Below are 24,535 nucleotides of genomic sequence, written 5' to 3' on the forward strand. Positions count from 1 at the left end.
CCGTGCCGCTGACCTGGTCGTAGAGGTAGCCGTTGGCCGCGCCGTCGATCACGCGCGGCGCGCCGTACACCGGCAGCCAGTTGTCCCGCCGAGCCGCCGTCCCCGCCGCCGCCCGCGCCCCGTGCGGTCCCGCAGGACTCCCAGCCGCTGCCCCGGCCGGTGCCGCCGCCCCCGGCGCGGCCCGCCCCCGGCGGTGCCGAGTCCGGCCAGTACGCCCGCCCGGCCCCGCAGGAGTCCGGCAAGTTCGCCCGGCCGCCGCAGGATTCGGGCCAGTTCGCGCGCCCGCAGGAGTCCGCGCAGCTGCCGGTGCCGCCGCGCGCCGCGCCGCGCCGCCAGCCGCCGCCCCCGCCGTCGCAGCAACTGCCCGTGCCGCCGCCGCAGCCCTCCCAGCAGCTGCCGGTGCCGCCGCCGCAGCCGTCGCAGCAGCTGCCGGTGCCGCCGGCGGCCGAGGAGACCCGCGCGGCCGTCCCGCCGGTCCGGCGCCGCCCCGGCCCGCCGCAGCCGTCCCAGCAGTTGCCGGTGCCGCCGCCGCAGCCGTCGCAGCAGCTGCCGACGCCCCCGCCGCCGCCCGGCGGCCCACTCTCGGCCCGGCTCGACGGCCTCAACGGCACCCCGGACGCCGACATCGACGTCCCGCCGGGCCCGATGGCCAGCGGGTCGTTCGCGACCCCGCCCGCCGCGCCCGGCCGGCCGCGCCGCGCCCCGGCGCGCCGCCCGGAGCCGAAGCGCGAGGACCACACCGAGCAGTTCTCGGCGGTCCCGGACGACGAGCTGCCCGGCCCGCCCGTGCCGCCGAAGGGCAAGAAGCCCGAGCCGCCGGAACCGTCCTCGCCCGCGGGCCTGGCGAACTGGCGCAAGCGGCGGCAGAAGGAGCAGATGGAGGACACCGAGATCGGCGTCATGCCGGCGGTGCCCACCGACGCCCCGGACGACGGCTACCCCGAGGACGACTTCGAGCCCGACGGCTTCGCCCCGGAGAGCAGCGGCTACCAGGCCGCCTACGACGCGGGCCCGCCGACGGGCGCGTACCCGCCGCCGATGCCGTTCGCGCCCGGCGACCGGGCCTCGCGGGCGCCGATCCCGGACGACCTGGCGCCCTACGAGCGCGAGTTCGCCGACGACTACCCGGCGGACGGCCCGGACTTCGAGCAGGACGACTACGGCTACGAGCAGGGCGAAGGCTACGAAGACGACGAGTACGACGACGCGCCCGAGCCGGTCGCGGAGCCGGAGCCCGCGGCTTCGCCCGGCAAGCAGTGGCTGGCACTGGCCGGCCAGCTCGCGATGGGCGTCGTCGGCGGGGCCGCCGTCTGGCTCGGCTTCAACTGGCTCTGGGTGAACATCCCGGCCGCCGCGCTGGTCGCCGCGCTGCTGGTGGTCGTCGCGCTGGTCTGGATCGTGCGGAAGATCCGCCGCGCCGAAGACCTGCAGACCACGGTGCTGGCGGTGCTGGTGGGCCTGGTGGTGACGGTGTCGCCGGCGGCGCTGCTGCTCGTCGGCCGCTGACGCGCGCGCGGTGACGCGCGTCGCGTTGGCGGCCCGGCGGCGCCGCCCACGCGGGGTGACGAGGCAGGATGGCGCGCGTGACAGACGAGCAGCCGATCCCCGTCGGACTCAGCACGGCGTCGGTGTGGCCCCTCAGGGCGGGCACGGCCTTCGAGCTGGCCGCCGAGCTCGGCTACGACGGCGTCGAGGTGATGGTCTGGGCCGACCCGGTCAGCCAGGACGTCACCGCGCTGCGGCGGTGGTCGCGGCGCACCGGCGTGCCCGTGCTGTCGGTGCACTCGCCGTCGCTGCTGATCACCCAGCGGATCTGGTCGCCCGACCCGGCCGTCCGGCTGCGGATGTCGGTGGACGCCGCGCTCGAGCTCGGCGCGCGCACGGTGGTGGTGCACCCGCCGTTCCGCTGGCAGCGCCGGTACGGGGATGCGTTCGGCGATCTGGTCGACGAACTGGAGGAGTCGAGCGGCGTGGAAATCGCCGTCGAAAACATGTTCAAGGTCCGCCCGCCCGGTGGTTCCAAGAATTCGCGCGTGTCCGCGTTCCGGCCGTCGATCGATCCGACGGACGTCGGGTTCCGGCACTACACGCTCGACCTGTCCCACACAGCGGCAGCCGAGATGGACGCGCTGGCGCTGGCGCAGCGGATGGGCGACGGCCTCTCGCACGTCCATCTGGCCGATGGCACCGGCGTCCCGAAGGACGAACACCTGGTACCCGGACGCGGTGGCCAGCCCTGCGCCGAACTGCTCGAGAAGCTGGTCAGCAACGGTTTCGCCGGTCAGATCGTGCTGGAGATCAACACCCGGCACGCCGTCACCGCGGGCACGCGCGTCCGCGACCTGGCCGAGGCCTTGTTGTTCGCGCGGTTCCACCTCGGGCAATAACGGGCGGCGGGCATATCCACGCCCCAGTGCATTTCCGCCGGTTGAACCCGTAAAGTTCGGTCCGTGAACCCGTCGCTCTCATTGCTCGTCACCTCCCCGGATTCCCGAAATGGCGCGGACCGTTCGTGAGCGGAATGGACGGCACCGCCGTGTCCTTCGACACGGCGAGTGCGGCGCGGTCGCTGGGGGACGGCACCTTCACCGCGGTGCTGCGTGCGGAATGGGCCATCGGCTCGCACCCGCACGGGGGTTTCCTGCTCGCCCTGCTGGCGAGGGCGGCGATCGCCGCCCTGCACGAGCGCGGTGAGCCGCACGCGGAGCCGCTGGTCGTCAGCGCGGAGTTCCTGCACGCGCCCGCGCTCGGCCCGGTGCTGCTGCGCACGGACGTCCGCAAGGTCGGCCGCCGCGCGACGGTGGTCGAGGTCCGGCTGGAGCAGCGCGGCCGCAGCTGCGTCGAGGCCAGGGTGACGACGGGCCGGCTGCCGATGCGCCGCCCGGAGTGGACCGACGTGCCGTCGATGCCCGCCGAGCCGCCGCCCGGCGCGCCGGCGATGGCCGAGAGCACCGAGGGGCCGTTCAACCTGGCCAAGGGCTGCGAGGTCCGGCTGGATCCGGCGACCGCGGGGTTCCTCACCGGGCGCACCGGCGAGCCGCCCCGGGTGCGGCTGTGGGTCCGGCCGCGGCACAGCCTGGCCGACCCGTACTTTTCGCTGCTCGCCTCCGACGTGAACCCGCCGGTGGTGATGAACCTCGGGCGCATCGGCTGGGCGCCGACGGTCCAGCTGACGGCGTTGCTGCGGACGCGCCCGGCACCGGGCTGGCTGCGCGTGGTGGTCGAGTCTCGTTCGGTGCACGAGTCGTGGTTCGACTCCGACGCCACGGTGGTGGACGCGCAGGGGCGGCTCGTGTGCCAGGCCCGTCAGCTCGGCCTGGCCCCGGCTCCGGGCGGCTGAGCACGGGCCGGGTGTGCTCGGAGGGGCATCACGCGTGCTTGAAGCGGCATCACGCGTGATCGGCGGGGCATCACGGTCTCCGTCGCCCCGGCACCGCGGCGCCCGGCGGGGTTTGGCACGCTTGGCCCATGACGGTCATCGCGGTGCTGGGTGCGGGCAAGATCGGTGAGGCGTTGCTCTCGGGGCTGCTGCACGGCGGCCACGACGCCGGCGACCTCGTCTTCACCGAGCGGTACCCGGCGCGCGTCGAAGAGCTGACCGGCCGCTACGGCATCCGCGGCGTCGAGGTGGAGGAAGCCGCCAAGCAGGCCGACATCCTGGTGGTCGCCGTCAAGCCGCAGGACATCGAGCCCGTTCTCGACGAGCTCGCGCCGCTGCTCGGGCCGTCGTCACTCGTTGTTTCACTCTGTGCCGGGCTGCCCACCTCGCTGTACGAACGGCGGCTCGCCGAGGGTGTGCCGGTCGTCCGGGTCATGCCGAACACGCCGATGCTGGTCAACGAGGCCATGAGCGCCATCTCCGCGGGCCGGTACGCGACCGCCGAGCACCTCGCCGTGGTGCGGGACCTGCTTTCGCACGTCGGGCAGGTCGTGGAGGTGCCCGAGGCCCAGCAGGACGCCGTCACCGCGCTGTCCGGGTCCGGGCCCGCCTACTTCTTCTACCTGGTCGAGGCCATGATCGACGCCGGGATCCTGCTGGGCCTGCCGCGGGCGCTGGCCGGGCAGCTGATCATCCAGTCGGCCGTCGGGGCGGCGAAGATGCTCGCCGAATCCGACGAGCACCCCGTGCTGCTGCGCGAGGCCGTGACCTCGCCGGCCGGGACGACCATCAACGCCATCCGCGAACTCGAGAAGCACGGCGTCCGCGCCGCGTTGCTGGCCGCTATCGAGGCCGCGAAGGACCGTTCCGTGGAGCTCGGCAAGGCCCACGAGAGCTGACTCCCGGGCGCCCGATTTCCCCGGAAAGGACGATTCCCGGGGTCTTGCACGCGCGGGTGCTTGTGCGTTAGCGCTGGTAGGGGCCCATCTCGGTGACAGGCGTCGCATTAGTCCCACCAGTCCCGCTACTCTCGATAGAGCACGTGCGTGTCGATACCACAGGTGGGGAAGCCTCGTGGCGCGACACGTGTCGAAGGACGCGGTAAACATGTCGCCGAACAAGAAGGAGGATTTGCCCGCCGTCGGGCAGGTCCAGTTCCTGACGGTCGCCGAGGTCGCCACGCTGATGCGGGTCTCCAAGATGACCGTCTACCGTCTCGTGCACTCGGGTGAGCTGCCCGCCGTCAGGGTCGGCAAGTCCTTCCGGGTGCCGGAGAAAGCAGTGCACGAGTACCTGCAGGGTGCCTACTACGACGTGGGTTGAGCCGGTCTCCGGGCACGCCGTGGCCAGCGGCGCGCAGCGCTACGACGTGCCCGCCGACCGGCCCGTCACGGGTGACGGGTAACCTGGAAAACCGCTCGTGCCTGTGCGCTCCACCCGTTGGACGCTGCGCCGGGCAGCGTGACCGACGTCTAACTAAGGAGCGCCCATGGGCTCTGTGATCAAGAAGCGCCGCAAGCGCATGTCGAAGAAGAAGCACCGCAAGCTGCTTCGCCGTACGCGCGTCCAGCGTCGTAAGGCCGGCAAGTAAGCCTGCTGAGCGTGACCGTGGCCCGTCCAGTCTCTGGACGGGCCACGTCCATGTGGTGGGCAGTTTTCGCCCGGTCGAGTGAGGCGTTCGTCGCTTTCCGGGGAAACCGGCGTTAATAGCACGTGAGACGGGCCGGAGCTACCACTGAAGAGCGGTAACATCTCAAGGGCGTCCGCGCGATGCTTCCAGTGAGTGCAGGTTCGCGCGCCTCGGGTGACCGTCCACCCCCCACATGCCCTACGCCGCAGGGAGTCGCATGCCGTCGAACATCGTGCTCGTCACCGGGGTCGCCGGGGAACTGGGCGGGAAACTGCTCGCCCGGCTGGGCAACAACCCCGACTTCGAACGGGTCATCGGTGTCGACACGGTCCCGCCGGACAAGGCGGTCCTGCAGCGCATGGGCCACGCGGAGTTCGTCCGCGCGGATATCAGGAACCCGTTGATCGCCAAGGTGATCAGCACGGCCAAGGTGGACACGGTGGTGCACGCGTCCTGCACCGCGCACCCGGCGGGCCCGGGCCGCCGCACGGCGATCAAGGAAGTCAACGTCATCGGCACCATGCGGCTGCTGGCCGCCTGCCAGCGCTCCCCGCTGGTGCGGAAGCTGGTGGTCAAGTCGACGGCGGCCGTCTACGGCGCCGGCGCCCGCTCGCAGGCGGTGTTCACCGAGGACTCCGAGCTCATCCCGACGTCGACCAGCGGGTACGCCAAGGACGCCGTCGAGATGGAGGGGTACGTGCGGGGCCTGGTGCGCCGCCGCCCGGACATCACGACCACGCTGTTCCGCTTCGCCAACATCATCGGCCCCGAGACCGACACCGTCCTCGCGCGCTACTTCGCGCTGCCGGTGGTGCCGACGGTCTTCGGCTACGACGCGCGCATCCAGCTGCTGCACTCCTCGGACGCGTTGTCGGTGCTGGAACGGGCGACCCTGAACGACAAGCCCGGCGTGTTCAACGTCGGCGCGGAGGGGGTACTCACCCTCTCGCAGGCGATCCGGCGGGCCGGCCGGGTCGAGCTGCCGATGCCGCGGAGCGTGGTGCCGTCGGTCGGCAAGGTCCTGCGGGGCGCCCGCGTCGTGGACTTCTCCGCCGACCAGGTCCGGCTGCTGAACTTCGGCCGGGTCGTCGACATCGCCAAGCTGAAGCAGGAGTTCGGGTACACCCCGCGGTGGACCACGCGTGAGGCGTTCGACGACTACATCGTCGGACGCGGGCTCCGCCCGGTGCTCGACGGCGGCAAGCTGGCCGGCCTGGCCGGCAAGGTGCTCGTCGCCGCCGCGACGGGGCAGAGCCGATAAAGGGCTTTTCAGGGGTCCGGGTGGCGAAGCCCCCGGCCCGGAGCGAAGCTCCGGTTGTTACAGGCAGACCGCAGGACTTGGACGACTTCGGAAGCGAGGCGGGAACGGTGGGCGGTGCCGAGGCGCAGGTCATCCCCCTGCACGGACCGGGCCGGGAGAAGCCGGAAGCCGTGGAGGCCGAGCGCGACCTCCGTGAACAGGAGCAGGCGCCGGTCGTCGCCTTCCCCGGCGGTGCCGACCAGCCGGCACCGCAAGCGCCCCGGTCGGAAGAGTCACTGTCGGCCGCCGCGCGTTCGGCGCTCGGCTTCATCCGCGACCGGCTGACCGGCGACTACACCGTGGACGAGTTCGGTTTCGACGCCGAGCTGACCGAGGCGGTGTTCCTGCCGCCGCTGCGCGCGCTGTACAAGAAGTGGTTCCGCGTCGACACGTACGGCGTCGAGAACCTCCCGGCGGCCGGCGGCGCGCTGCTGGTGTCGAACCACTCGGGCACGATCCCGCTCGACTCCCTGATGACGGCGGTGGCGGTCCACGACGAGACCGGCGGCCGGCACCTGCGCGGGCTCGGCGCGGACCTGGTGTTCCAGGTGCCGCTGGTCGGGTCGTTCGCCCGCAAGTCCGGCCAGACGCTGGCCTGTCACGCGGACGCCGAGCGCCTGCTGCGCAAGGGCGAGCTGGTCGGGGTGTGGCCGGAGGGCTTCAAGGGCGTCGGCAAGCCGTTCGCTTCGCGCTACAAGCTGCAGCGCTTCGGCCGCGGCGGGTTCGTTTCGGCCGCGCTGAAGGCGGGCGTGCCGATCATCCCGGTGTCGGTGATCGGCGCCGAGGAGATCTACCCGAAGCTCGGCGACATCAAGGTGCTGGCGCGGATGCTCGGGCTGCCGTACTTCCCGGTGACGCCGTTCTTCCCGCACTTCGGCCTGCTGGGCGCGGTGCCGCTGCCGACCAAGTGGAGCATCGAGTTCGGTGCGCCGATCGCGACGGACTCCTACGGCCCGGACGCGGTCGACGACCCGATGCTGGTGTTCCAGCTGACCGACCAGGTCCGGGAGTCGATCCAGCAGACGCTGTACCAGCGGCTTTCGCAGCGGAAGTCGGTCTTCCGCGGCTGAGCTGTGTCCACCCGGCCGGGGCAGGTGCTCTATCCTCTCCGGGATGGCCACCGAGGACGCCCGGCCGTGGCACCCGGTAGTCCGCGCCCGTGCGGCGCTGGACGCGCTGGAGCGGCTCGTCGTGGGCATGGGCACCGCCGTGCTGGCGGTCGCTGCCTCGCTGTGGGTGCTCGGGACGGCCGTGCTCTGCCTGGCCGGCGTCGGCATCCTGCTGGTGCCCGCCGCCCTGCGCCTGGTGCGCACGGTCGCCGACCGGGAGCGGACGCGACTGGAGGTGCTCCGCCCGGCACCGGTGCCGCGGGAGGTGCGTGCCGCCCTCGCCCAGGACTCCGTCCGGCGCGAACTGGGCTGGCTCGTCTGCCACAGCACCTTGGGGCTGCTCCTCGGCCTGACCGCCCTGACCCTGGCCGTCGACGTCATGCACGACGCGTCGTTCCCGGTGTGGTGGTGGTTCGTCGCGCCCGACGACGCCACCACGGCCCAGCGGTTCTTCACGGCGACGGACTGGGGTGACGCCTTTCTGGTCTGCCTGTTCGGCGTCGCGACGCTGGTCGTCTCGGTGCTGGTCATGCCGCTGCTGGCCCGGTTGCAGGAGTGGCCGGGACTGCGGCTGCTGGCGCCCGCCCGCGGGACCGACCTCGCGCTGCGCATCGCCGAGCTGACCGCCACGCGCGCGGCGGCGCTGGACGCCCACGCCGTCGAACTGCGGCGGATCGAACGGTCGCTGCACGACGGGACGCAGAACCGGCTGGTCGCGGTGAACGTGCTGCTGGGTGCCGCGAGGCGGGCGCTGGCGCGGGATCCCGCCGCGGCGGACGAGATCCTCGGGCGCGCCCAGGACGCCGGCGAGCAGGCGCTCGCGGAACTACGCGGAGTGGTGCGCAGTATCCTCCCGCCGGTGCTGACCGAACGCAGCCTTCCCGACGCGCTCACCGCGCTGGCCGCCGACTGCCCGGTGACCTGCCGGATCGACGCCGACCTCGCCGGCAGTCCCGCCGTCTCGGTCCAGGTGACGGCCTACTTCGTCGTCGCCGAGGCGCTCACGAACGTCACCAGGCACAGCGGGGCGAGCGCCGCGACGGTCCGGCTCCGCGACGAGCCGGACCGGGTGCACGTGGAGGTCACCGACGACGGCCGCGGCGGGGCGGACGCGAACTCCGGGTCCGGGCTGACCGGCATCCGGCGCCGCGTCGAGGCCCACGACGGGACCTTCGCGTTGACCAGCCCGCCCGGCGGACCGACGACCCTGAGGGTGAGCCTGCCGTGCGGATCGTGATCGCCGAGGACGACCCGCTGCTGCGTGAGGGGGTCGCGATGCTGCTGCGCGCCGAGGGCGTCGACGTCCGAGCGGCGGTGGCCAACGCCGAGGACTTCCTGGCGGCGGTGGACGAACACGGGCCGGATCTGGCCATTGTGGACGTCCGCATGCCGCCGACGCACACCGACGAAGGGATCGTCGCGGCCGTCGAGGCTCGCCGCCGGCGGCCCGGGCTCGCGGTGCTCGTGCTGTCCGCGCACGTCGAGCAGGCGTTCGCCACCGAACTGTTCACCGGCGGTGGCGCCGGCCTCGGCTACCTGCTCAAGGAGCGGGTCGGCCGGGTGGAGGAGTTCCTCGAGGCCCTGCAGCGGGTCGCGGACGGCGGCACCGCGATCGACCCGGAGGTCGTCGCCCAGCTGCTGACGCGCAGCCGTCCGGACGACCGGCTCGAGCGGCTCAGCGCGCGCGAGCGCGAAGTGCTGGGACTCATGGCCGAAGGCCTGGGCAACGGCGCGATCGCCGAACGGCTCGTCGTCACCGACGGCGCCGTGCACAAGCACATCCGCAACATCTTCGCCAAGCTCGACCTCGCCCCCACCGACCGGGTGGACCGGCGGGTCACCGCGGTGCTGCACTACCTGCGGGGTCAGGCTTCGAGCCCGTGGGCTTTGGGCCGGTAGCCCAGCCGTCCCCGGGTCGCGACGAGCAGGACCAGCGACACCGCGGCCGAGGCGAGCAGGAACGCGTGGGTCGTGTCCCGGACCGACAGCGACGGGAACATCTCCGACCAGGCGAGCGAGAAGAAGTTGTTGACGCTGGTGTGCAGCAGCATGGCGAGCGGCAGGCTCTGGCCGGTGCGGTTGAACACCCAGGTCATGATGATGCTGAAGGTGACGCAGGTGGCGACGAACTCGATCGGCGTCAGCCAGGTGACGTCCGGCCAGCCACCCCACTGGCTGAAGAACAGCGGCAGGTGCCACAAACCCCAGAGCGGGCCGAGGATCAGCGTGCCGCCGAGCGGCCCGTAGCGCTGCTGGAGGCGGGGCAGGGCGAAGTCCCGCCAGCCGGGCTCTTCCGCGAGCCCGGTCGTGAGCATCTGCAGCACCAGGCCCGGCAGGTAGGCCACCAGCGTCGCCACGGCCGGGACGAGGGGGTTCTGCTCGGACAACGCCATCGTGGTGAGCGTGAGCAGCGCGGGCACGCTGAGCACGACGGCCACGTACCAGAACCAGTGGACCCGGAACTTGAACAGCCGCCCGGCCCAGCGGCGCAGGCCGGTCCGCCCGTCGGCGATCGCGGTGACGAGGAACGCCGCGCCGATCGGGCCGAGGTAGGCGCCCGGCAGGACGCCGGCGAACTGCGAGGTGCCGAGCAGCTCCGGGAACCGGAAGTGGAGGACGCCCAGTCCGTTCTCCGACAGGATGTACGGCGTCCAGGCGACCCAGCTCAGCAGGTTGGCCAGGACGAAGAACCAGGTGAGCGGATGTCTGCGAAGGCTGTCCCGCAGCCCGCCCCCGCCACCGGTCCGCTCTTCGATGTCCACTCGGGTCGCCACCGCGCTGCCCTCCGTCGAAGCTGCTTTTCCCATGGGAAAAGCACACCAGCCGGCGGCGGGCGGGTCATTCCCACGCGCACCCGAAGAGGAGGTAGCGCAGGCGCTACCGGCGGCGGTAGGCCATGCCGGCCGCCACGGCGCCGGCCAGTGCCCCGGCGCCCAGTACCGAAGGGACGCCGATCTTCGCCGCCTTCCGGCCGGTCCGGAAGTCGCGGATCTCCCAGCCGCGCGCCCGGGCCACGTCCCGGAGCCCGCCGTCCGGGTTGACCGCGACCGCGGTGCCCACCGCCGACAGCATCGGGATGTCGTTCGCCGAGTCCGAGTACGCCGTGCAGCGCTTGAGGTTCAGCCCCTCGCGGGAGGCCAGCGCCCGCACCGCGTGGGCCTTCGCGCGGCCGTGCAGCAGGTCGCCCACCAGGCGGCCGGTGTACACGCCGTCGCGCGTCTCCGCCACCGTGCCCAGCGCGCCGGTGAGGCCGAGCCGGCGCGAAATGATCGCCGCCAGCTCGATCGGCGTCGCCGTCACCAGCCAGACCCGCTGGCCCGCGTCCAGGTGCATCTGGGCCAGCGCGCGGGTGCCGGACCAGATCTTGTCCGCCATCAGCTCGTCGTAGATCTCTTCGCTGATCGACGTCAGCTCCGCCACCGTGCGGCCGGCCACAAAGGACAGTGCGCGCTCGCGGTGGGTCTTGATGTCCTCTTTGTTCTCGCGGCCGCCGAGCCGGAACTTGATCTGGCCCCAGACGAACCCGGCCAGATCCGCCGACGTGAAGAACTTCCGGGCCGCCAGGCCGCGGGCGAAGTAGAAGATCGACGCGCCCATCATCATCGTGTTGTCGACGTCGAAGAACGCGGCCGCGGTGAGGTCCGGCGGCGCAGGCGGGGCAGGGGGTTCGGAAAGGGCGTGCGCGGCCTCGGCCGACGCCTCGCCCGCCAGCTCGGCGAGCCGTTCGAGCTCCTGACTCTTGTCCTTGCCACGCCAAGCTGACACGTACACCGCCTCCACGTCTCCTTCGCACAGCGTAGCGAGCCGCCCACCGCGCCGTCGCAGGTGTGGGCGGGACCTCAGCCGATGATGATCGGCGGGAGACCCGGCAGGAGCGGCGGGATCGAAACCAGCGGCGGCGGGGACGTGGTGGTCGTCGGCGCCGGCGGCCGGGACGTCGTCGACGGCTGGCCGAACACCGGGGGCGGCGTCACCCCGCCGGTCGGGGCCGGGAGGCCCGGGGTCGCGGCGGCGTCGGACGGCGGCAGCTGCGTGCCCGTCGCCGCCGGCGATGTGCTGTCCGACGGCGAAGGCGCGACCGACGCCGTCGCCGACGTCGGCTGGCCGCCGGCGGCCGGGGCCGGGCGCTGGGTGCACTCGCCGGTCGCCGGGAGCGGACCCAGCTCGTCGGAGGTGCCGGTGGTGATCTGGTAGCAGTTCATCCGCGCCACCAGGCCGCTCGTGCGCTCCTGGACCTTGCCCAGCAGGTCCCGGACGTCGCCGAACACCGGCGCCGCGTCGGCCGGGAGCGGCTGCGCGGCCAGCCTCGCCGCCTGGTTGCGCGCCCACAGCCGGACGTCGGACAGCGCCTGCGTGCCGGCGCCGTCGCTGGTCGCCGCGGTGGACATCTGGGCGACGCCGGCCCGCAGGTCGGCGGCGAAGTCGTCGTACGCGGTCCGGTAGTCGGACGCGTTCGCGCCCTCGGCGGCGAGCTCGCCGAGCTCGGTGATCCGGTTGGTGGCGAACTCGAGGTGCTTGCGCGCCTTCTCCTGGTCACCGAACGTCAGGCCCAGCGCGGTCGACTCGCCGGCGCGCTTGACGCCGTACAGCGGGTCACCGGGCAATGCGGTGCGTGAGAGCACCAGCGTGAGCCCCGAGAGGACGAGGAAGAGGAAGAGCGCGGCGGCCACCAGGTCGGCGGTCCGCGGCCGCCACCTCCGACCCGGAGCGGTGGCCGCCGCCGTCTCCAGGCGGCCCGCGATCTCCGCGCGGATCCGCTGCCGCGTCTCCAGGTCCGGGGCGCCGGCCGCGCCGAGGTCGCGCAGGGCGCCGACGATCGCGAGCTCGTCGGCGAACTCGCCGTCGCGGCGCACCGGCGACGGTTCCAGGGCACGCGCGAACCGCTCGCTCTCGGCTCGCTCACGCGCAAACCTCACGGCGCTGCTCTCCATCCCGGGCCTCGGCCGGTCCACACACCGGTCTGCGTGGGGTAACGATCCAGAAGCCGCCAGGGTTACCGGTTTCGGCCGAAGACCGGAAAAGTTCGCGGGTTCAGCGCAATCCGGTGGGCAGAAGTTGTCCCAATCGGCGCACCGCGCGGTGCTGGAGCGCCTTGATCGCGCCTTCGTTGCGGTTCATGATCTCGGCCGTCTCGGCGACGGACAGGCCTTGGAGGAACCGCAGGACAATGCATTCGCGCTGGTCATCGCCCAGTTCCGCGACGCAGCGCAGCAGCTCGGCCCGGGTGGCGCGGCTGATCGCCTCCTGCTCGGGGCCCGCCTGGACGGCCGCGCCGACGCTGAACGGCGCCGAACCGGGCTCGGTGACCTCGTCGGTGACCACTTCGAGCTTGAACCGGCTCGACTTGACGTGGTCGAGCACGAGGTTGCGGGCGATGGTGACGAACCAGGCGCCGACGTCACGTCCCTGGTAGCTCACCGACGTGATGCGGCGCAGCGCGCGCAGGAACGTCTCGCTGGTGACGTCCTCGGCGAGGTCGCGGTCGCCGAGCCGGAACAGCACGTAGCGGTAGACGACGTCGACGTAGCGGTCGTAGAGCCGGCCGAAGGCGGACGAGTCGCCGTCCTGTGCGGCCCGCACCAGGTCCCAGGCCTCGGCCTTGGCCGCCTCGGCGCGCTCGTCGTCGGCCGCCTGCCTGCTCAGCGGCACGGCGGACGTCCGGCCGAAGACGCGCTCGGCGAACATGAAGACGGGCCCGCGGCTGACGGCGGTCGGGACGGTCATCGGGTGGCACCTCCGGCGGTGGCTTCGACCCAGCGGGCCACGGTATCCCCGGTGCCCCCACAACCCCCGGAACCCGGACGAGCAGGGATCGGCCGGCTCGCATGCCCCACGACCTCGTGGACAGGCAAGTTCCTCACGGCGACTCCCTCTCTCCGGTCGCGGCGGTGATCAACTCCACCGGCGCGACGCAGTGCAGCATACGTGTTGTTACCGCTAAGTAGGTAGTGGTTCCGGGGTTGCGCAGAGGGAACGCCCGCGGTCAGCACCCATGACGTCGCTTCAGATGACAGACTTGCAACGGTTCGCGCGGGACGAGGAGAGGCGGGTCGCGGGTGAGTGCTCCAGACGGGACGCAGCCGGGGGTCGGCGGGCTGCTCACACGGGCCGCGGCGACGTGGCCGGAGCACCCGGCCGTGCTCGAAACCGGCACCGGACGCGGCCTGAACTACCGCGAGGTCGACGCGGCCGCCCAGGCCCAGGCCCGCCGGTTGGCGGACGCCGGTGTCGCGCCCGGCGACCGGGTCGGGCTGCGGCTGCCGACGTCACTGGACTTCGTGGTCGCCTTCTTCGGCGCGCTGCGCGCGGGCGCGATCGTCGTGCCGCTGTCGCCGCAGGTGCCGCCGCCGGAGCTCGAAAAGCTGCTGGAGCACAGTGGCGCGAAGGTCGTCGTCCAACGCGATCCGGACGAGGACCTCCCGGACGGCGTGATCGGCCTCACACCCGCGGGTGACCCGGGTGAATTCGCCGACGCCGGCCGGGCCGGGGAGGACATCGCGGTCATTTCGTACACGTCCGGCACCACCGGGCCGCCGCGCGGGGTGATGCTGTCGCACCGCGCCCTGCTGGCGAACCTCGAGCAGATCAGCGCGGTCGAGGGCGTCCTGGACCACGACGACCGCGTGCTGATCACCATCCCGCTCTTCCACGTCTACGGCCTCGGGCCCGGCCTGCTGCACGCGACCGCGGTCGGGGCGACCGCGGTGCTCTCCGAGCGCTTCGAGGCGCAGCGGACGCTCGACGACTGCGCCGAGCACCGCGTCACCTCGATCACCGGCGTCCCGACGATGTACGGCGAGTTCGCCGCGTTCGGCGCCGACGAGCTCCGCCGCGGACTGGCCACCGTGCGGCGGATGACCTCGGGTGCCGCGCCGCTGCACCCCAAGGTGCTGACCGCGATCCGGGAGGCCGCCGGCCTCGACGTCTACGAGGGCTACGGCCTCACCGAATGCGCCCCGGTGGTGACGTCGACGCTGGTCACCGGCTACCCGAAGCCCGGCTCGGTCGGGCGGCCGCTGCCCGGCGTCGAGCTGCGGCTGGTCGACAGCGACGGCACCGACCCGGCCGTGCCGCTCGACCCGGACGACGTCGACGACGTCTTCGAGGCCGAGGGCGAGACCGGGCTGGTGTCGATCCGCGGCGCCAACCTCTTCTCCGGCTACTGGCCCGACGGCGACCACGGACCCGACGGCGAGGGCTGGTTCCGCACCGGCGACGTCGGCTACCTCGACACCGACGGCGACCTGCACCTGGTCGACCGGGCCAACGACCTGATCATCGTCAACGGCTTCAACGTCTTCCCGCGCGAGGTGGAGGCCGTGATCGACGAGCTGCCGGAGGTGGCCGAGGCCGCGGTCGTCGGCGTGGTCGACGAGCGCAGCGGCGAGGCGGTCAAGGCGGTCGTCGTGCCGTCGGCCGGGGCGGCACTGTCCGAGCAGCAGGTCGTCGACCACTGCGCGGCCCACCTGGCCGGCTACAAGGTGCCGCACCTGGTCGAATTCGCCGAGTCGCTGCCGCACTCGGCCACCGGGAAGCTGCGCCGCCTGCGGTTGCGGTAGGAAGAACGGCATGGCGCACGAAGTGACGGTGATGGGCCGGGACGGTTGCCACCTCTGCGAGGTCGCGGAGGCCGACGTCGCCCGGATCTGCGGTGAGCTCGGCGTCGCGTGGAAGGCCGAGGACGTCGACACCGACCCCGAGTGGCGCGCCGAGTACGGCGACCGCGTCCCGGTGATCCTGGTCGACGGCGCCGAGCACGGGTACTGGCGCGTCGAAGAGGACCGGCTGCGCCGGGCGCTGGCCTGAAGCCGTAACACGTCCGTAAGCGGTATCGGGCAGCCGCTTCACGCGCTCGCTCCGAAGATGGAGACGTGAGCACTCTGCAGGAAGCGCCGCCCGAAGCACCCCGGCGGCTTTCGCTGCCCGTCGCGACCCTCATCGGGCTCCTCGCGCTGGCCGCGGCCCTCGGCGTCGGGCACCTGGTCGCGGGCTTCGTCGGGTACACGGCGTCGCCGTTCATCGCGGTGGCGAACTACGTCGTCGACCACAGTCCGACGGCCATCGTGAAGTGGGCCGAGCGGACGCTGGGCACCTGGGACAAGCCGGTGCTCAAGATCGGGCTCGCCGTGGTGCTGGTCCTGTTCGCGCTGCTCGCCGGGCAGCTTTCGCGCCGGACGCCCCGGGCCGGTCAGGTGCTCGTCTTCGTCCTCGGCGCCGCCGGCGTCGCGGCCGTGTACGCGCGCAGCGACCTCGGGCAGGTTTCGCTGCTCGCGCCGGTCGCCGCCCTGGTCGCCGGCCTGGCGGTGTTCACCGTCCTGCACCGGATCGCGCTGCCGGTCGACGTCGTCGACGAGCGGGGCTTCGACCGCCGCAAGTTCCTGCGGGCCGGCGTCGGGGTGGCCGCGGGGTCGGGAATCGCGGCCGTCGTCGGCCAGGTGGCGGGGACCAGCTCGAACGCCGAGAACTCGCGGGCCGCCGTCGGGCCGCTCGTGCCCGCGCGCACCGCGCCGCCGCTGCCCGCGGACGCCGACTTCGCGAAGCTCGGCTCGCCGCCGTTCCTCACGCCGAACGCGGACTTCTACCGCATCGACACCGCCCTGGTCGTGCCGCAGATCCGCGCCGAGGACTGGCGCCTGAAGATCCACGGGATGGTCGACCGCCAGGTGACCTTCTCCTACGCCGACATCCGCAACCGGCCGCTGGTCGAACGCCGGGTGACGCTGACCTGCGTGTCCAACGAGGTCGGCGGGCCGCTGATCTCGAACGCGTCCTGGATCGGCGTCGACCTGGTGGACCTGCTGGAAGAGGCCGGGGTCCAGGCGGGTGCGGAGCAGATGTTCGCCACCAGCACCGACGGCTGGACGTGCGGCACGCCGGCGAACGTCGCCCTCGACCCGGCGCGCGGCGCGATGCTGGCGATCGGGATGAACGGCGAGCCGCTGCCGGTCGAGCACGGCTTCCCGGCCCGGATCGTCATCCCCGGCCTGTACGGGTACGTCTCGGCGACGAAGTGGGTCGAGTCGCTCGAATTCACCCGGTGGGACGCCCGGCAGGCGTACTGGCTGAGCCGCGGCTGGGCCGAGCAGGCGCCGATCAAGACCGAATCCCGGATCGACACGCCGAGCGGGTTCGCGGGCGTCACGGCGGGCAAGGTCCGGCTGGCCGGCACGGCGTGGGCGCAGCACACGGGCATCGCGAAGGTCGAGGTCCGGCTGGACCAGGGGGAGTGGCGGGAGGCGACCCTGTCGGCCGAGGTGAGCAAGGACACCTGGCGGATGTGGTGGATCGAACTCGACGTGCCGAAGGGGACGCACCAGGCGTCGGTGCGGGCGACCGATCAGGACGGCTACACGCAGACGGAGAACCGCGCGGACCCGGTCCCGGACGGCGCCACCGGCTGGCACTCGGTCACCCTCGACGCCCGCTGAGCCGCCGGCCGATCGGTCCGGCGGAGCCGTTCACCGCGGCTGGTGGCCCGCTCGCCGCGTCCCGCGGGCCGCGCCGCCGGGCGGCTTTCGATCACCGGGTGCCCGCCGCGAAACCGGAAGTGCCTGCCGGGCAAGGATTCTGACGCCGCGTCATGATCGTGTGGCCCGCGGAACCGCCTCCGACCAGTGACTTTGTGCGTGCGTTCACAAGTGGTCTACCGTAGGGCCATCGCCCGGGGCGGGCCGGTATCGAACCGGACACCGGGTCCTGGGTCAAGACACAGTTCCGAATGGCGATGGCCGCCAGACGTGCACAGCGGGCAGGAGAACTACGGCGTGGTGACACAGCGGGGGAGGCGCGACGCGGCGGACTCCCCGGGCCCGGCGCCCCGGCGGCCCCGCCGCCCGGCCGGCCCCGACGCCGACAACGCCCCCACCGCCGAAATGCCCGCGGTCCCCGCCGGTGAGCCCGGTCGCAACGGGGATGCCCCCGAGGCCGTCCGGGCGAAGTCCATCCCCGAGGCCGCCGTCGCGCGGCTGGCCGTCTACCTCCGGGTGCTGTCCGGAATGTCCGAACAGGGCGCGACGACCGTTTCGAGCGAAGAGCTCTCGCAGGCCGCCGGCGTGAATTCCGCCAAATTGCGCAAAGACCTCTCCTACTTGGGCTCCTACGGCACCCGCGGCGTCGGCTACGAGGTCGGCGTCCTGGTCAGCCAGATCGAGCGCATCCTCGGCCTGACCCGGCAGCACAAGGTCGCCGTGGTCGGGATCGGCAACCTGGGCCACGCGCTGGCCAACTACGGCGGCTTCCCGGGGCGCGGCTTCCCGGTCGAAGCGCTGTTCGACCTGGACCCGGACCTGATCGGCGTGCCGGTCGGCGGCCTCCCGGTGTCGCACATGGACGACATCCCGCGGATCTGCGCCGAGCGCGGCATCTCCATCGGCGTGATCGCCACCCCGCCCACCGCGGCGCAGTCGGTGTGTGACCGGCTGGTCGCGGGCGGTGTCCAGTGCATCCTGAACTTCGCTCCGGTCGTGTTGCAGGTTCCTGCTCACATCGAGGTCCGCAAAGTGGATTTGGCCGTCGAGCTGCAGATACTCTCGTTCCATGTGGCCCGCCGCGCGGACAGTGAAGCCTCGGCCGCCGGCAATCAGGGCAATTCCGGATTACCCGGCGCTGTTCACCCGTCCGAGAATGGGAACGGCAGGCGGAACGGCTCGGGTCCGGACGGCGGACGGGAAATGGTGGTGCGCTCATGAGCGAGCTTGCGAGTGAATCATTCGACACAGCGCTTGCCGCTCAGGCTACGCCGAGCGTCAGCGAGGTGTGCGCATGAGCGTCTTGGCGGTCGGTCTCTCGCATCGGAGTGCGGAGCTGAGCACGCTCGAACGCGTCGCGGTGCCCGCCCCCGAGATCGGCAAGGTGCTCGACGAGCTGCAGCAGGCCGAGCACGTCAGTGAGGTCATGCTGGTCTCGACCTGCAACCGGATCGAGGTCTACGCGGTCGTCGAGACCTTCCACGGCGGCCTCAACGACGTCTCCGAGGTGCTCGCCCGCCAGGCCGGGATGGCGCCCGCCGAGCTCTACGACAGCCTGTACGTCCACTACGCCGGTGCCGCCGTCGAGCACCTGTTCTCGGTCACCTCGGGCCTGGACTCCATGGTCGTCGGCGAGACGCAGATCCTCGGCCAGATCCGGTCCGCCTACGCCACCGCGCGCGAGGCCGGCACCGTCGGCCGCACGCTGCACGAACTCATCCAGACCACGCTGCGCGTCGGCAAGCGCGTGCACACCGAGACCGGGCTCGACCAGCTCGGCGCGTCGGTCGTCTCCGAAGCCCTCGCCGCGGCCGGGGACGTCGCCGGCAAGCACGCCGTCATCGTCGGCGCCGGCTCGATGGGCGCGCTGAGCGCGTCGCAGCTGCGCAAGGCCGGGATCGGCGAGATCACCGTGGCCAACCGCACCGACGCCCGCGCCCGCCGGCTCGCCGCGAACGTCACCGAGCAGGGCGTGCCCGCCCGCGCGGTCCCGCTGTCCGCTGTCGCCGACGCCGTTCGCAACGCCGACATCGTGATCTGCTGCACCGGCGCGCAGGACGCCGTCTTCGGACCGGACCAGGTGCTGCCGCGGCGCGGCCGGGACCTCGTCGTCTGCGACCTCGGCCTGCCGCGGGACGTCGACCCGGAGGTCGGCGAGCTGGCGGACGTGCGGGTGGTCGACCTGGCCACCATCCAGCGCCGGATGCGCGAGGCCGGGACGCCGACCACCGAGCGCCAGACCGCCAAGGCGACCGGGATCGTCCTCGACGAGGTCCGCGACTACCTCGCCGGGCAGCGCAGCGCCGAGGTGACGCCGACGGTGACCGCCCTGCGCCGCCGCGCGGCCGAGGTCGTCGACGCCGAGCTGCTGCGGCTGGACAACCGCCTGCCCGAGCTGGACGGCGCCGTCCGCGAAGAGGTCGGCCGCACGGTCCGCCGGGTGGTCGACAAGCTGCTCCACGCGCCGACGGTGCGGGTCAAGCAGCTGGCCGCCGAGACGGCCGACACCGACTACGCGAACGCGTTGCGAGAACTGTTCTGCCTCGACCCGCAGGCGCCCGCCGCGGTGGCGAGCCCGAAGCCCCCACCAGAGAAGAAGTAGCAGTGACCAGAGTCATTCGCATGGGTACGCGCGGTTCGAAGCTCGCGCTCGCCCAGACCGGGACCGTCGCCGACGCCCTGCGGGCCACCGGCGCCGAGGTCGAGATCGTCAAGGTGACCACGCCCGGTGACCAGTCCTCCGCGCCGATTCCCACGATCGGGGTCGGCGTCTTCACATCGGCGTTGCGGGAAGCGTTGCTGCGCAACGAGGTCGACGTCATCGTCCACTCGTACAAGGACCTGCCGACCGCCCCCGAACCGGGCATCACGCTGGCCGCCGTGCCGCCGCGCGAGGACCCGCGGGACGCGCTCGTCGCGCGCGACGGGCTGACGCTGGGTGAGCTGCTGCCCGGCTCGAAAGTGGGCACGGGCTCCCCGCGGCGCACCGCGCAGCTGCGCGCGCTGGGCCTCGGTTTGGAAATCGTGCCGATTCGCGGCAATATCGACACCCGCATGCGCAAGGTGTCCGACGGCGAGCTCGATGCCGTGGTGCTCGCGCGTGCCGGACTGGCCAGGATCGGCCGGGCCGAGGCGATCACCGAGACCCTCGACCCGATCCAGATGCTGCCCGCACCCGCGCAGGGTGCGCTGGCGGTGGAGTGCCGGGCCGCCGACGTGGACCTCGAGCAGCTGCTCCGGTCCACTTTGGACGACGAGGGCACGCGGGCCGCGGTGACGGCCGAGCGTTCCCTGCTGGCCGCGCTCGAGGCGGGGTGCAGCGCGCCGGTGGGTGCGCTCGCCGAGATCGTCGAAGATCTCGACGCCGAGGGCAAGGTCGTGGAACGGATCTCGCTGCGCGGCACCGCCGCCGCGGAAGGCGAGAACGGTGCGGTGGACATGGTCCGGGCCATCGCACTGGCCGACAAGGACCAGGCCGCCCAGCTGGGCAAGGACCTGGCCGCCGAGCTGCTGGACCTGGGCGCCGGAGCACTCTCCGGCCCCGCTCAGTAGCGCTCTCGCGAGCGCTTTCAAGACGTAGGAGACCTGCGGCCAGGCGATCGGGCACGGCCGCCGCAAGAGGAGAAACGCACAGATGACCCCCGCGCGAAAGACCACCGGGCGCGTAGCGTTCGTGGGCTCCGGCCCCGGCGACGCCGGCCTGCTCACGGTCCGTGCCCAGGAACTGCTCGCCAAGGCCGAGGTCGTGGTGACCGACCCCGACGTGCCGCAGGCCGTGCTGGCCATGGCGGCCGAGGGCGCCGAGGTGCGGCCCGCCGTCGGCGAGGCCGCCGAGGTCGCCAAGGACCTCACCACCGAGGCCAAGGCCGGCCGGCTGGTGCTGCGCCTGGTCGCGGGCGACCCGCTGACCACCCCGGCCGTGGTGGCCGAGGTCCAGGCGGTCGCGCGCACGAGCGCCGTGTTCGACGTCATCCCGGGCGTCTCCCCGGCCGCGGCCGTCCCGGCGTACGCGGGCGTCGCGCTGGGCGGCACGCACACCGAGGTCGACGTCCGCGGCGACGTCGACTGGGCGGCACTGGCCGCCGCGCCCGGCCCGCTGGTGCTGCACGCGACGTCGGCGCACCTGGCCGAGGCCGCTTCGGCGCTGACCGGCAACGGCGTTCCGGCGTCGACCCCGGTCGCGGTCACCGCGAACGGCACGATCAACACCCAGCGCACCCTCGACACCACGCTCGAGAAGGTCGCGAACGACGCGGGCGAGCTCGTCGGGCCGCTGATCGTCACGATCGGCCAGGCCGCCGGGCAGCGCTCGAAGCTGTCGTGGTGGGAGTCGCGCGCGCTGTACGGCTGGAAGGTCCTGGTGCCGCGCACCAAGGAGCAGGCCGGCGAGATGGCCGAGCGGCTGCGCGGTCACGGCGCGACGTCGCACGAGGTGCCGACCATCTCGGTCGAGCCGCCCCGCAGCCCGGCGCAGATGGAGCGCTCGGTCAAGGGCCTGGTCGACGGCCGCTACCAGTGGATCGTCTTCACCTCTACCAACGCGGTCCGCGCGGTGTGGGAGAAGTTCGAGGAGTTCGGGCTCGACGCTCGTGCGTTCTCCGGCGTGAAGATCGCCTGCGTGGGCGAGTCGACGGCGGCGAAGGTGCGCTCGTTCGGCATCATCCCGGAGCTGGTCCCGTCCGGTGAGCAGTCTTCGGAAGGGCTCCTGGCGGAGTTCCCGCCGTACGACGACGTGCTCGACCCGGTCGACCGCGTGCTGCTGCCGCGGGCGGACATCGCCACCGAGACGCTGTCGGCCGGCCTGCGCGAGCGCGGCTGGGAGATCGACGACGTGACGGCCTACCGGACCGTCCGGGCGGCGCCGCCGCCCGCCGAGACCCGCGAGATGATCAAGACCGGCGGGTTCGACGCGGTCTGCTTCACCTCGTCCTCGACCGTGCGGAACCTGGTCGGCATCGCCGGCAAGCCGCACACCCGCACGCTGGTCGCGTGCATCGGCCCGAAGACCGCGGAGACCGCCGTGGAGTTCGGGCTGCGGGTCGACGTCCAGCCGGAGAAGGCGGACGTGCCGCACCTGGTGGACGCGCTGGCCGAGCACGCGGCCCGGCTGCGCGCCGAGGGTGCGCTGCCGCCGCCGCGCAAGGCGAAGCGGGCCCGCCGCTCCTGAGGTTCTTCACGACGAAGGCCGTCCCGGTTCGCCGGGGCGGCCTTCGTCCGGTTCGGCGGGGGTGGTCGGAGGCCGCGCGTTCGGCGATCCGGGAGGACCGCTGAGCACCCTTGCGGAACTCCGGCAAAAGGAGCGGGAGTAACTTGGTAAGGGTGTTCCCCGAGCATCGTCCCCGCAGGCTTCGCACCACCCCGGCCATGCGCAGGCTGGTGGGCGAAACGACGCTGCGGCCACGCCAGCTGATCCTCCCGATGTTCGTCGCCGAAGGGATCGACGCGCCGCGGCCGATCGCGAGCATGCCCGGCGTCGTCCAGCACACCCGCGACACGCTGCGGAAGGCCGCCGTCGACGCGGTCAACGCCGGGGTCGGCGGGCTGATGCTGTTCGGCATCCCGGCCACGCGTGACGCCGAGGGCTCCGGAGCCGTCGACGAAAACGGCATCCTCAACGTCGCCCTGCGCGACCTGCGCCACGAGCTCGGTGACGCCACCGTGCTGATGGCCGACACGTGCCTCGACGAGTTCACCGACCACGGCCACTGCGGCGTCCTGGACGCCGACGGCGCGGTCGACAACGACGCCACCCTGCGGATCTACGCCCAGATGGCGATCGCGCAGTACGAAGCCGGGGCGCACGTGCTCGGCCCGTCCGGGATGATGGACGGCCAGATCGGCGTCATCCGCCGGGCGCTCGACGAGGTCGGGCACAAGGACGCGGCGATCCTCGCCTACTCCGCGAAGTACGCCAGCGCGTTCTACGGCCCCTTCCGCGAGGCGGTCGACTCGCAGCTCAAGGGCGACCGCAAGACCTACCAGCAGGACCCGGGCAACGGCCGCGAGGCGCTGCGCGAAATCGAGCTGGACCTCGCCGAAGGCGCGGACATGATCATGGTCAAGCCTGCGCTGGCCTACCTGGACGTCATCAAGGCGGCGGCGGACATCTCCCCGGTGCCGGTGGCGGCGTACAACATCTCGGGCGAGTACGCGATGGTCGAGGCCGCCGCGGCGAACGGCTGGCTCGACCGCGAGCGGACCGTCCTCGAGGTGCTGACGTCGATCCGCCGCGCGGGTGCGGACATGATCCTCACCTACTGGGCCGCCGAAGCCGCTGCCTGGCTGGACTGACCGGCTAGAGTCCTCGCGTGGAAGACAAAGAGGACCTCTCGGGTCTGACCGACGACGAACGGCGCAAGCAGGGCCGGTCGCCCGATCCGGTGCTCCCCGGTGAGAAGGCGCCCAAGGCGACCCCGCCGCGGCCGGTGGCCGTGTCGTTCTGGCTGTGGCTGGCCGGGGGCGTGGTGCTGATCCTCGGGTACGTCCAGTTGCTGGCCGGCAAGTCCGCGGTCATCGACCGGTACATCGAGGGCACCAAGGACCCGAAGATCACCCCGCAGATGATCGCGGACGGCGTCACGGCGATGCTGTGGTTCCTCCTGGTCGGGTCGATCGTGTTCACGCTGCTGTTCCTGCTGTTCGCGTACAAGGCCCGCGAAGGCACCCGCTCGGCCCGGACGGTGCTCACCGTGCTGCCGATCGTGATGGTGCTGCTGATCTTCACCTTCGCGCCGGTGCTGACCTACCTGACGCTGGTCGCGGTGCTGCTGTTCGTGATCGCGCTGGTGCTGCTGTACCTGCCTTCGGTGAGCGGCTACTTCCCCAAGGTCGGCAAGAAGCCGTGAGGCTCTACGCCGAGTCCGGCGTGAGCTGGGCGGCGATCGGCTGGGGCCCGGCGTTCGCGCTGGTGGGCGCGCTGGCGGAGCTGGTCACCGGCGGCCCGGTGCACGTGGTGGGCTGGCTGATGGTCGGGATCGCGCTGTGCGTGATCACGATGCCGTGGGTGTACGCCCGCCGCCGGTTCCTGTCGCTGGAGGTGACCACCGAGCGGCTGCGGCAGGGCCGGGAGCAGGTGCCGGCCGCGCAGATCGCCGAGGTGGCGGACGTCGGGACGCCGGTCGGCGCGCGGGTGCTGGGCGGCGGCTGGTCGGTGCCGCGGAAGTACGATTCGTTGCCGTTGAAGCTGGCCGACGGCACGGTGGTGCTCGCCTGGGCGAAGGACGTCGAGGCCCTGCGGGACGCGCTGGACCGGCTCGTCCGGGCGACCCCGCGCGAAGCATGAGAAAATCGGTACCGTGATCGACCTTCCGCAGCCCACCGGCGCCGAGCTCTGGCCGCCGGAAGAACCCGGCCCGCAGGCGAGGCTGCACAAGCCGTGGCGGACGCTGGTCGCCGTCGTGGAGGTGCTGCTCGCCGGGCTCGCCGGCTGGGTGGCCTTCCTGTGCTGGCACGACAGCGTCGCCACCGTCGTCACCCGGACCGACGACGGCGCCGTGCTCGAGTCGCACCGGTACTTCGGCGGGCTGCTCGCCGCCGCCATCGGGCTCGGCACCGTGGCCGCGTTGCTGCTGGTCGACGCGGTGCGTCAGCTGTCGCTCGCCATCCGTGCGCGCGGCCCCAAGCCCAAGGCCTGATACACAGCTCGCGCAC

The 24,535-nt window shown here is 72.6% G+C and carries 25 protein-coding genes; 21 read left to right on the top strand and 4 right to left on the bottom strand.

Annotated features, from left to right (window positions below; translation table 11 throughout):
* The first annotated feature begins 159 nt into the window (after window positions 1-159).
* The 10 genes from ACWED2_RS19875 (at window position 160) to ACWED2_RS19920 (ending at window position 9,317) form a co-directional block, all read left to right on the top strand.
* The gene (locus tag ACWED2_RS19875; protein WP_449691957.1) at window positions 160-1,506 is read left to right on the top strand and encodes a hypothetical protein; all 1,347 of its coding nucleotides are present in this window, start codon (window positions 160-162) and stop codon (window positions 1,504-1,506) included.
* Between the two features lie 68 nt (window positions 1,507-1,574).
* Window positions 1,575-2,387 (top strand): sugar phosphate isomerase/epimerase family protein, encoded by an 813-nt coding sequence (locus tag ACWED2_RS19880; RefSeq protein ID WP_449691958.1) that lies wholly within the window; start codon window positions 1,575-1,577, stop codon window positions 2,385-2,387.
* Between the two features lie 134 nt (window positions 2,388-2,521).
* Entirely contained in the window at window positions 2,522-3,340 is an 819-nt protein-coding gene (locus ACWED2_RS19885; RefSeq protein WP_449692090.1) for a thioesterase family protein, read from the top strand.
* Between the two features lie 128 nt (window positions 3,341-3,468).
* Window positions 3,469-4,278: a pyrroline-5-carboxylate reductase gene (proC, locus tag ACWED2_RS19890; RefSeq protein ID WP_449691959.1), complete on the top strand. Its 810-nt coding sequence runs from the start codon at window positions 3,469-3,471 to the stop codon at window positions 4,276-4,278.
* Between the two features lie 208 nt (window positions 4,279-4,486).
* Window positions 4,487-4,702, top strand: a complete 216-nt coding sequence (locus tag ACWED2_RS19895; RefSeq protein WP_013222402.1) for a helix-turn-helix domain-containing protein — start codon at window positions 4,487-4,489, stop codon at window positions 4,700-4,702.
* 166 nt (window positions 4,703-4,868) lie between these two features.
* The gene (locus ACWED2_RS19900) at window positions 4,869-4,970 is read left to right on the top strand and encodes a 30S ribosomal protein bS22 (protein ID WP_007030867.1); all 102 of its coding nucleotides are present in this window, start codon (window positions 4,869-4,871) and stop codon (window positions 4,968-4,970) included.
* 256 nt (window positions 4,971-5,226) lie between these two features.
* Window positions 5,227-6,270, top strand: a complete 1,044-nt coding sequence (locus ACWED2_RS19905) for an NAD-dependent epimerase/dehydratase family protein (protein WP_449691960.1) — start codon at window positions 5,227-5,229, stop codon at window positions 6,268-6,270.
* 77 nt (window positions 6,271-6,347) lie between these two features.
* A complete protein-coding gene (locus tag ACWED2_RS19910) occupies window positions 6,348-7,379 on the top strand; it encodes a lysophospholipid acyltransferase family protein (protein WP_449691961.1) in 1,032 nt (343 codons plus the stop codon).
* Between the two features lie 43 nt (window positions 7,380-7,422).
* Window positions 7,423-8,655 carry a sensor histidine kinase gene (locus tag ACWED2_RS19915; RefSeq protein ID WP_449691962.1) on the top strand — a complete coding sequence of 411 codons (1,233 nt, stop codon included), beginning with the start codon at window positions 7,423-7,425 and terminating at the stop codon, window positions 8,653-8,655.
* Window positions 8,643-9,317, top strand: a complete 675-nt coding sequence (locus ACWED2_RS19920; RefSeq protein ID WP_449691963.1) for a response regulator transcription factor — start codon at window positions 8,643-8,645, stop codon at window positions 9,315-9,317. The genes ACWED2_RS19915 and ACWED2_RS19920 overlap by 13 nt, the downstream gene beginning before the upstream one ends.
* Here the strand turns inward: ACWED2_RS19920 and ACWED2_RS19925 are convergent.
* The 4 genes from ACWED2_RS19925 to ACWED2_RS19940 form a co-directional block, all read right to left on the bottom strand.
* On the bottom strand, window positions 9,284-10,225 hold the full coding sequence (locus tag ACWED2_RS19925; RefSeq protein ID WP_449691964.1) for a CPBP family glutamic-type intramembrane protease: 942 nt from the start codon (window positions 10,223-10,225) through the stop codon (window positions 9,284-9,286). The genes ACWED2_RS19920 and ACWED2_RS19925 overlap by 34 nt on opposite strands.
* Window positions 10,226-10,295: 70 nt before the next feature.
* Window positions 10,296-11,198 carry an HAD family hydrolase gene (locus ACWED2_RS19930; RefSeq protein WP_449691965.1) on the bottom strand — a complete coding sequence of 301 codons (903 nt, stop codon included), beginning with the start codon at window positions 11,196-11,198 and terminating at the stop codon, window positions 10,296-10,298.
* Window positions 11,199-11,257: 59 nt separating this feature from the next.
* On the bottom strand, window positions 11,258-12,334 hold the full coding sequence (locus tag ACWED2_RS19935; protein WP_449691966.1) for a DUF5667 domain-containing protein: 1,077 nt from the start codon (window positions 12,332-12,334) through the stop codon (window positions 11,258-11,260).
* 115 nt (window positions 12,335-12,449) lie between these two features.
* Complete coding sequence (locus ACWED2_RS19940; protein WP_449691967.1) at window positions 12,450-13,142, bottom strand: sigma-70 family RNA polymerase sigma factor; 693 nt, start codon at window positions 13,140-13,142, stop codon at window positions 12,450-12,452.
* A 332-nt stretch (window positions 13,143-13,474) separates the two neighbouring features.
* Between ACWED2_RS19940 and ACWED2_RS19945 the strand changes: the two genes are divergently transcribed.
* The 11 genes from ACWED2_RS19945 to ACWED2_RS19995 all read left to right on the top strand — a co-directional run bounded on the left by ACWED2_RS19945 (window position 13,475) and on the right by ACWED2_RS19995 (window position 24,519).
* Complete coding sequence (locus ACWED2_RS19945) at window positions 13,475-14,977, top strand: AMP-binding protein (RefSeq protein WP_449691968.1); 1,503 nt, start codon at window positions 13,475-13,477, stop codon at window positions 14,975-14,977.
* A 10-nt stretch (window positions 14,978-14,987) separates the two neighbouring features.
* Window positions 14,988-15,224, top strand: a complete 237-nt coding sequence (locus tag ACWED2_RS19950) for a glutaredoxin family protein (RefSeq protein ID WP_360263394.1) — start codon at window positions 14,988-14,990, stop codon at window positions 15,222-15,224.
* Window positions 15,225-15,289: 65 nt separating this feature from the next.
* Window positions 15,290-16,846, top strand: a complete 1,557-nt coding sequence (locus ACWED2_RS19955; protein WP_449691969.1) for a molybdopterin-dependent oxidoreductase — start codon at window positions 15,290-15,292, stop codon at window positions 16,844-16,846.
* A 336-nt stretch (window positions 16,847-17,182) separates the two neighbouring features.
* The gene (locus ACWED2_RS19960; RefSeq protein ID WP_449691970.1) at window positions 17,183-18,106 is read left to right on the top strand and encodes a redox-sensing transcriptional repressor Rex; all 924 of its coding nucleotides are present in this window, start codon (window positions 17,183-17,185) and stop codon (window positions 18,104-18,106) included.
* 73 nt (window positions 18,107-18,179) lie between these two features.
* Window positions 18,180-19,487, top strand: coding sequence for a glutamyl-tRNA reductase (locus ACWED2_RS19965; protein WP_449691971.1), 1,308 nt, complete (start codon window positions 18,180-18,182; stop codon window positions 19,485-19,487).
* Between the two features lie 20 nt (window positions 19,488-19,507).
* Entirely contained in the window at window positions 19,508-20,437 is a 930-nt protein-coding gene (gene hemC / locus ACWED2_RS19970) for a hydroxymethylbilane synthase (protein ID WP_449691972.1), read from the top strand.
* An 82-nt stretch (window positions 20,438-20,519) separates the two neighbouring features.
* Window positions 20,520-22,052: a uroporphyrinogen-III synthase gene (locus ACWED2_RS19975; RefSeq protein WP_449691973.1), complete on the top strand. Its 1,533-nt coding sequence runs from the start codon at window positions 20,520-20,522 to the stop codon at window positions 22,050-22,052.
* A 152-nt stretch (window positions 22,053-22,204) separates the two neighbouring features.
* Window positions 22,205-23,176, top strand: a complete 972-nt coding sequence (hemB, locus tag ACWED2_RS19980; protein WP_449691974.1) for a porphobilinogen synthase — start codon at window positions 22,205-22,207, stop codon at window positions 23,174-23,176.
* 17 nt (window positions 23,177-23,193) lie between these two features.
* Entirely contained in the window at window positions 23,194-23,730 is a 537-nt protein-coding gene (locus ACWED2_RS19985; RefSeq protein WP_449691975.1) for a hypothetical protein, read from the top strand.
* Entirely contained in the window at window positions 23,727-24,167 is a 441-nt protein-coding gene (locus ACWED2_RS19990; RefSeq protein ID WP_449691976.1) for a hypothetical protein, read from the top strand. The genes ACWED2_RS19985 and ACWED2_RS19990 overlap by 4 nt, the downstream gene beginning before the upstream one ends.
* A gap of 13 nt (window positions 24,168-24,180) precedes the next feature.
* Window positions 24,181-24,519, top strand: coding sequence for a hypothetical protein (locus ACWED2_RS19995; RefSeq protein ID WP_449691977.1), 339 nt, complete (start codon window positions 24,181-24,183; stop codon window positions 24,517-24,519).
* Window positions 24,520-24,535 lie beyond the last annotated feature (16 nt).

This window comes from Amycolatopsis sp. NPDC005003, assembly GCF_053600695.1.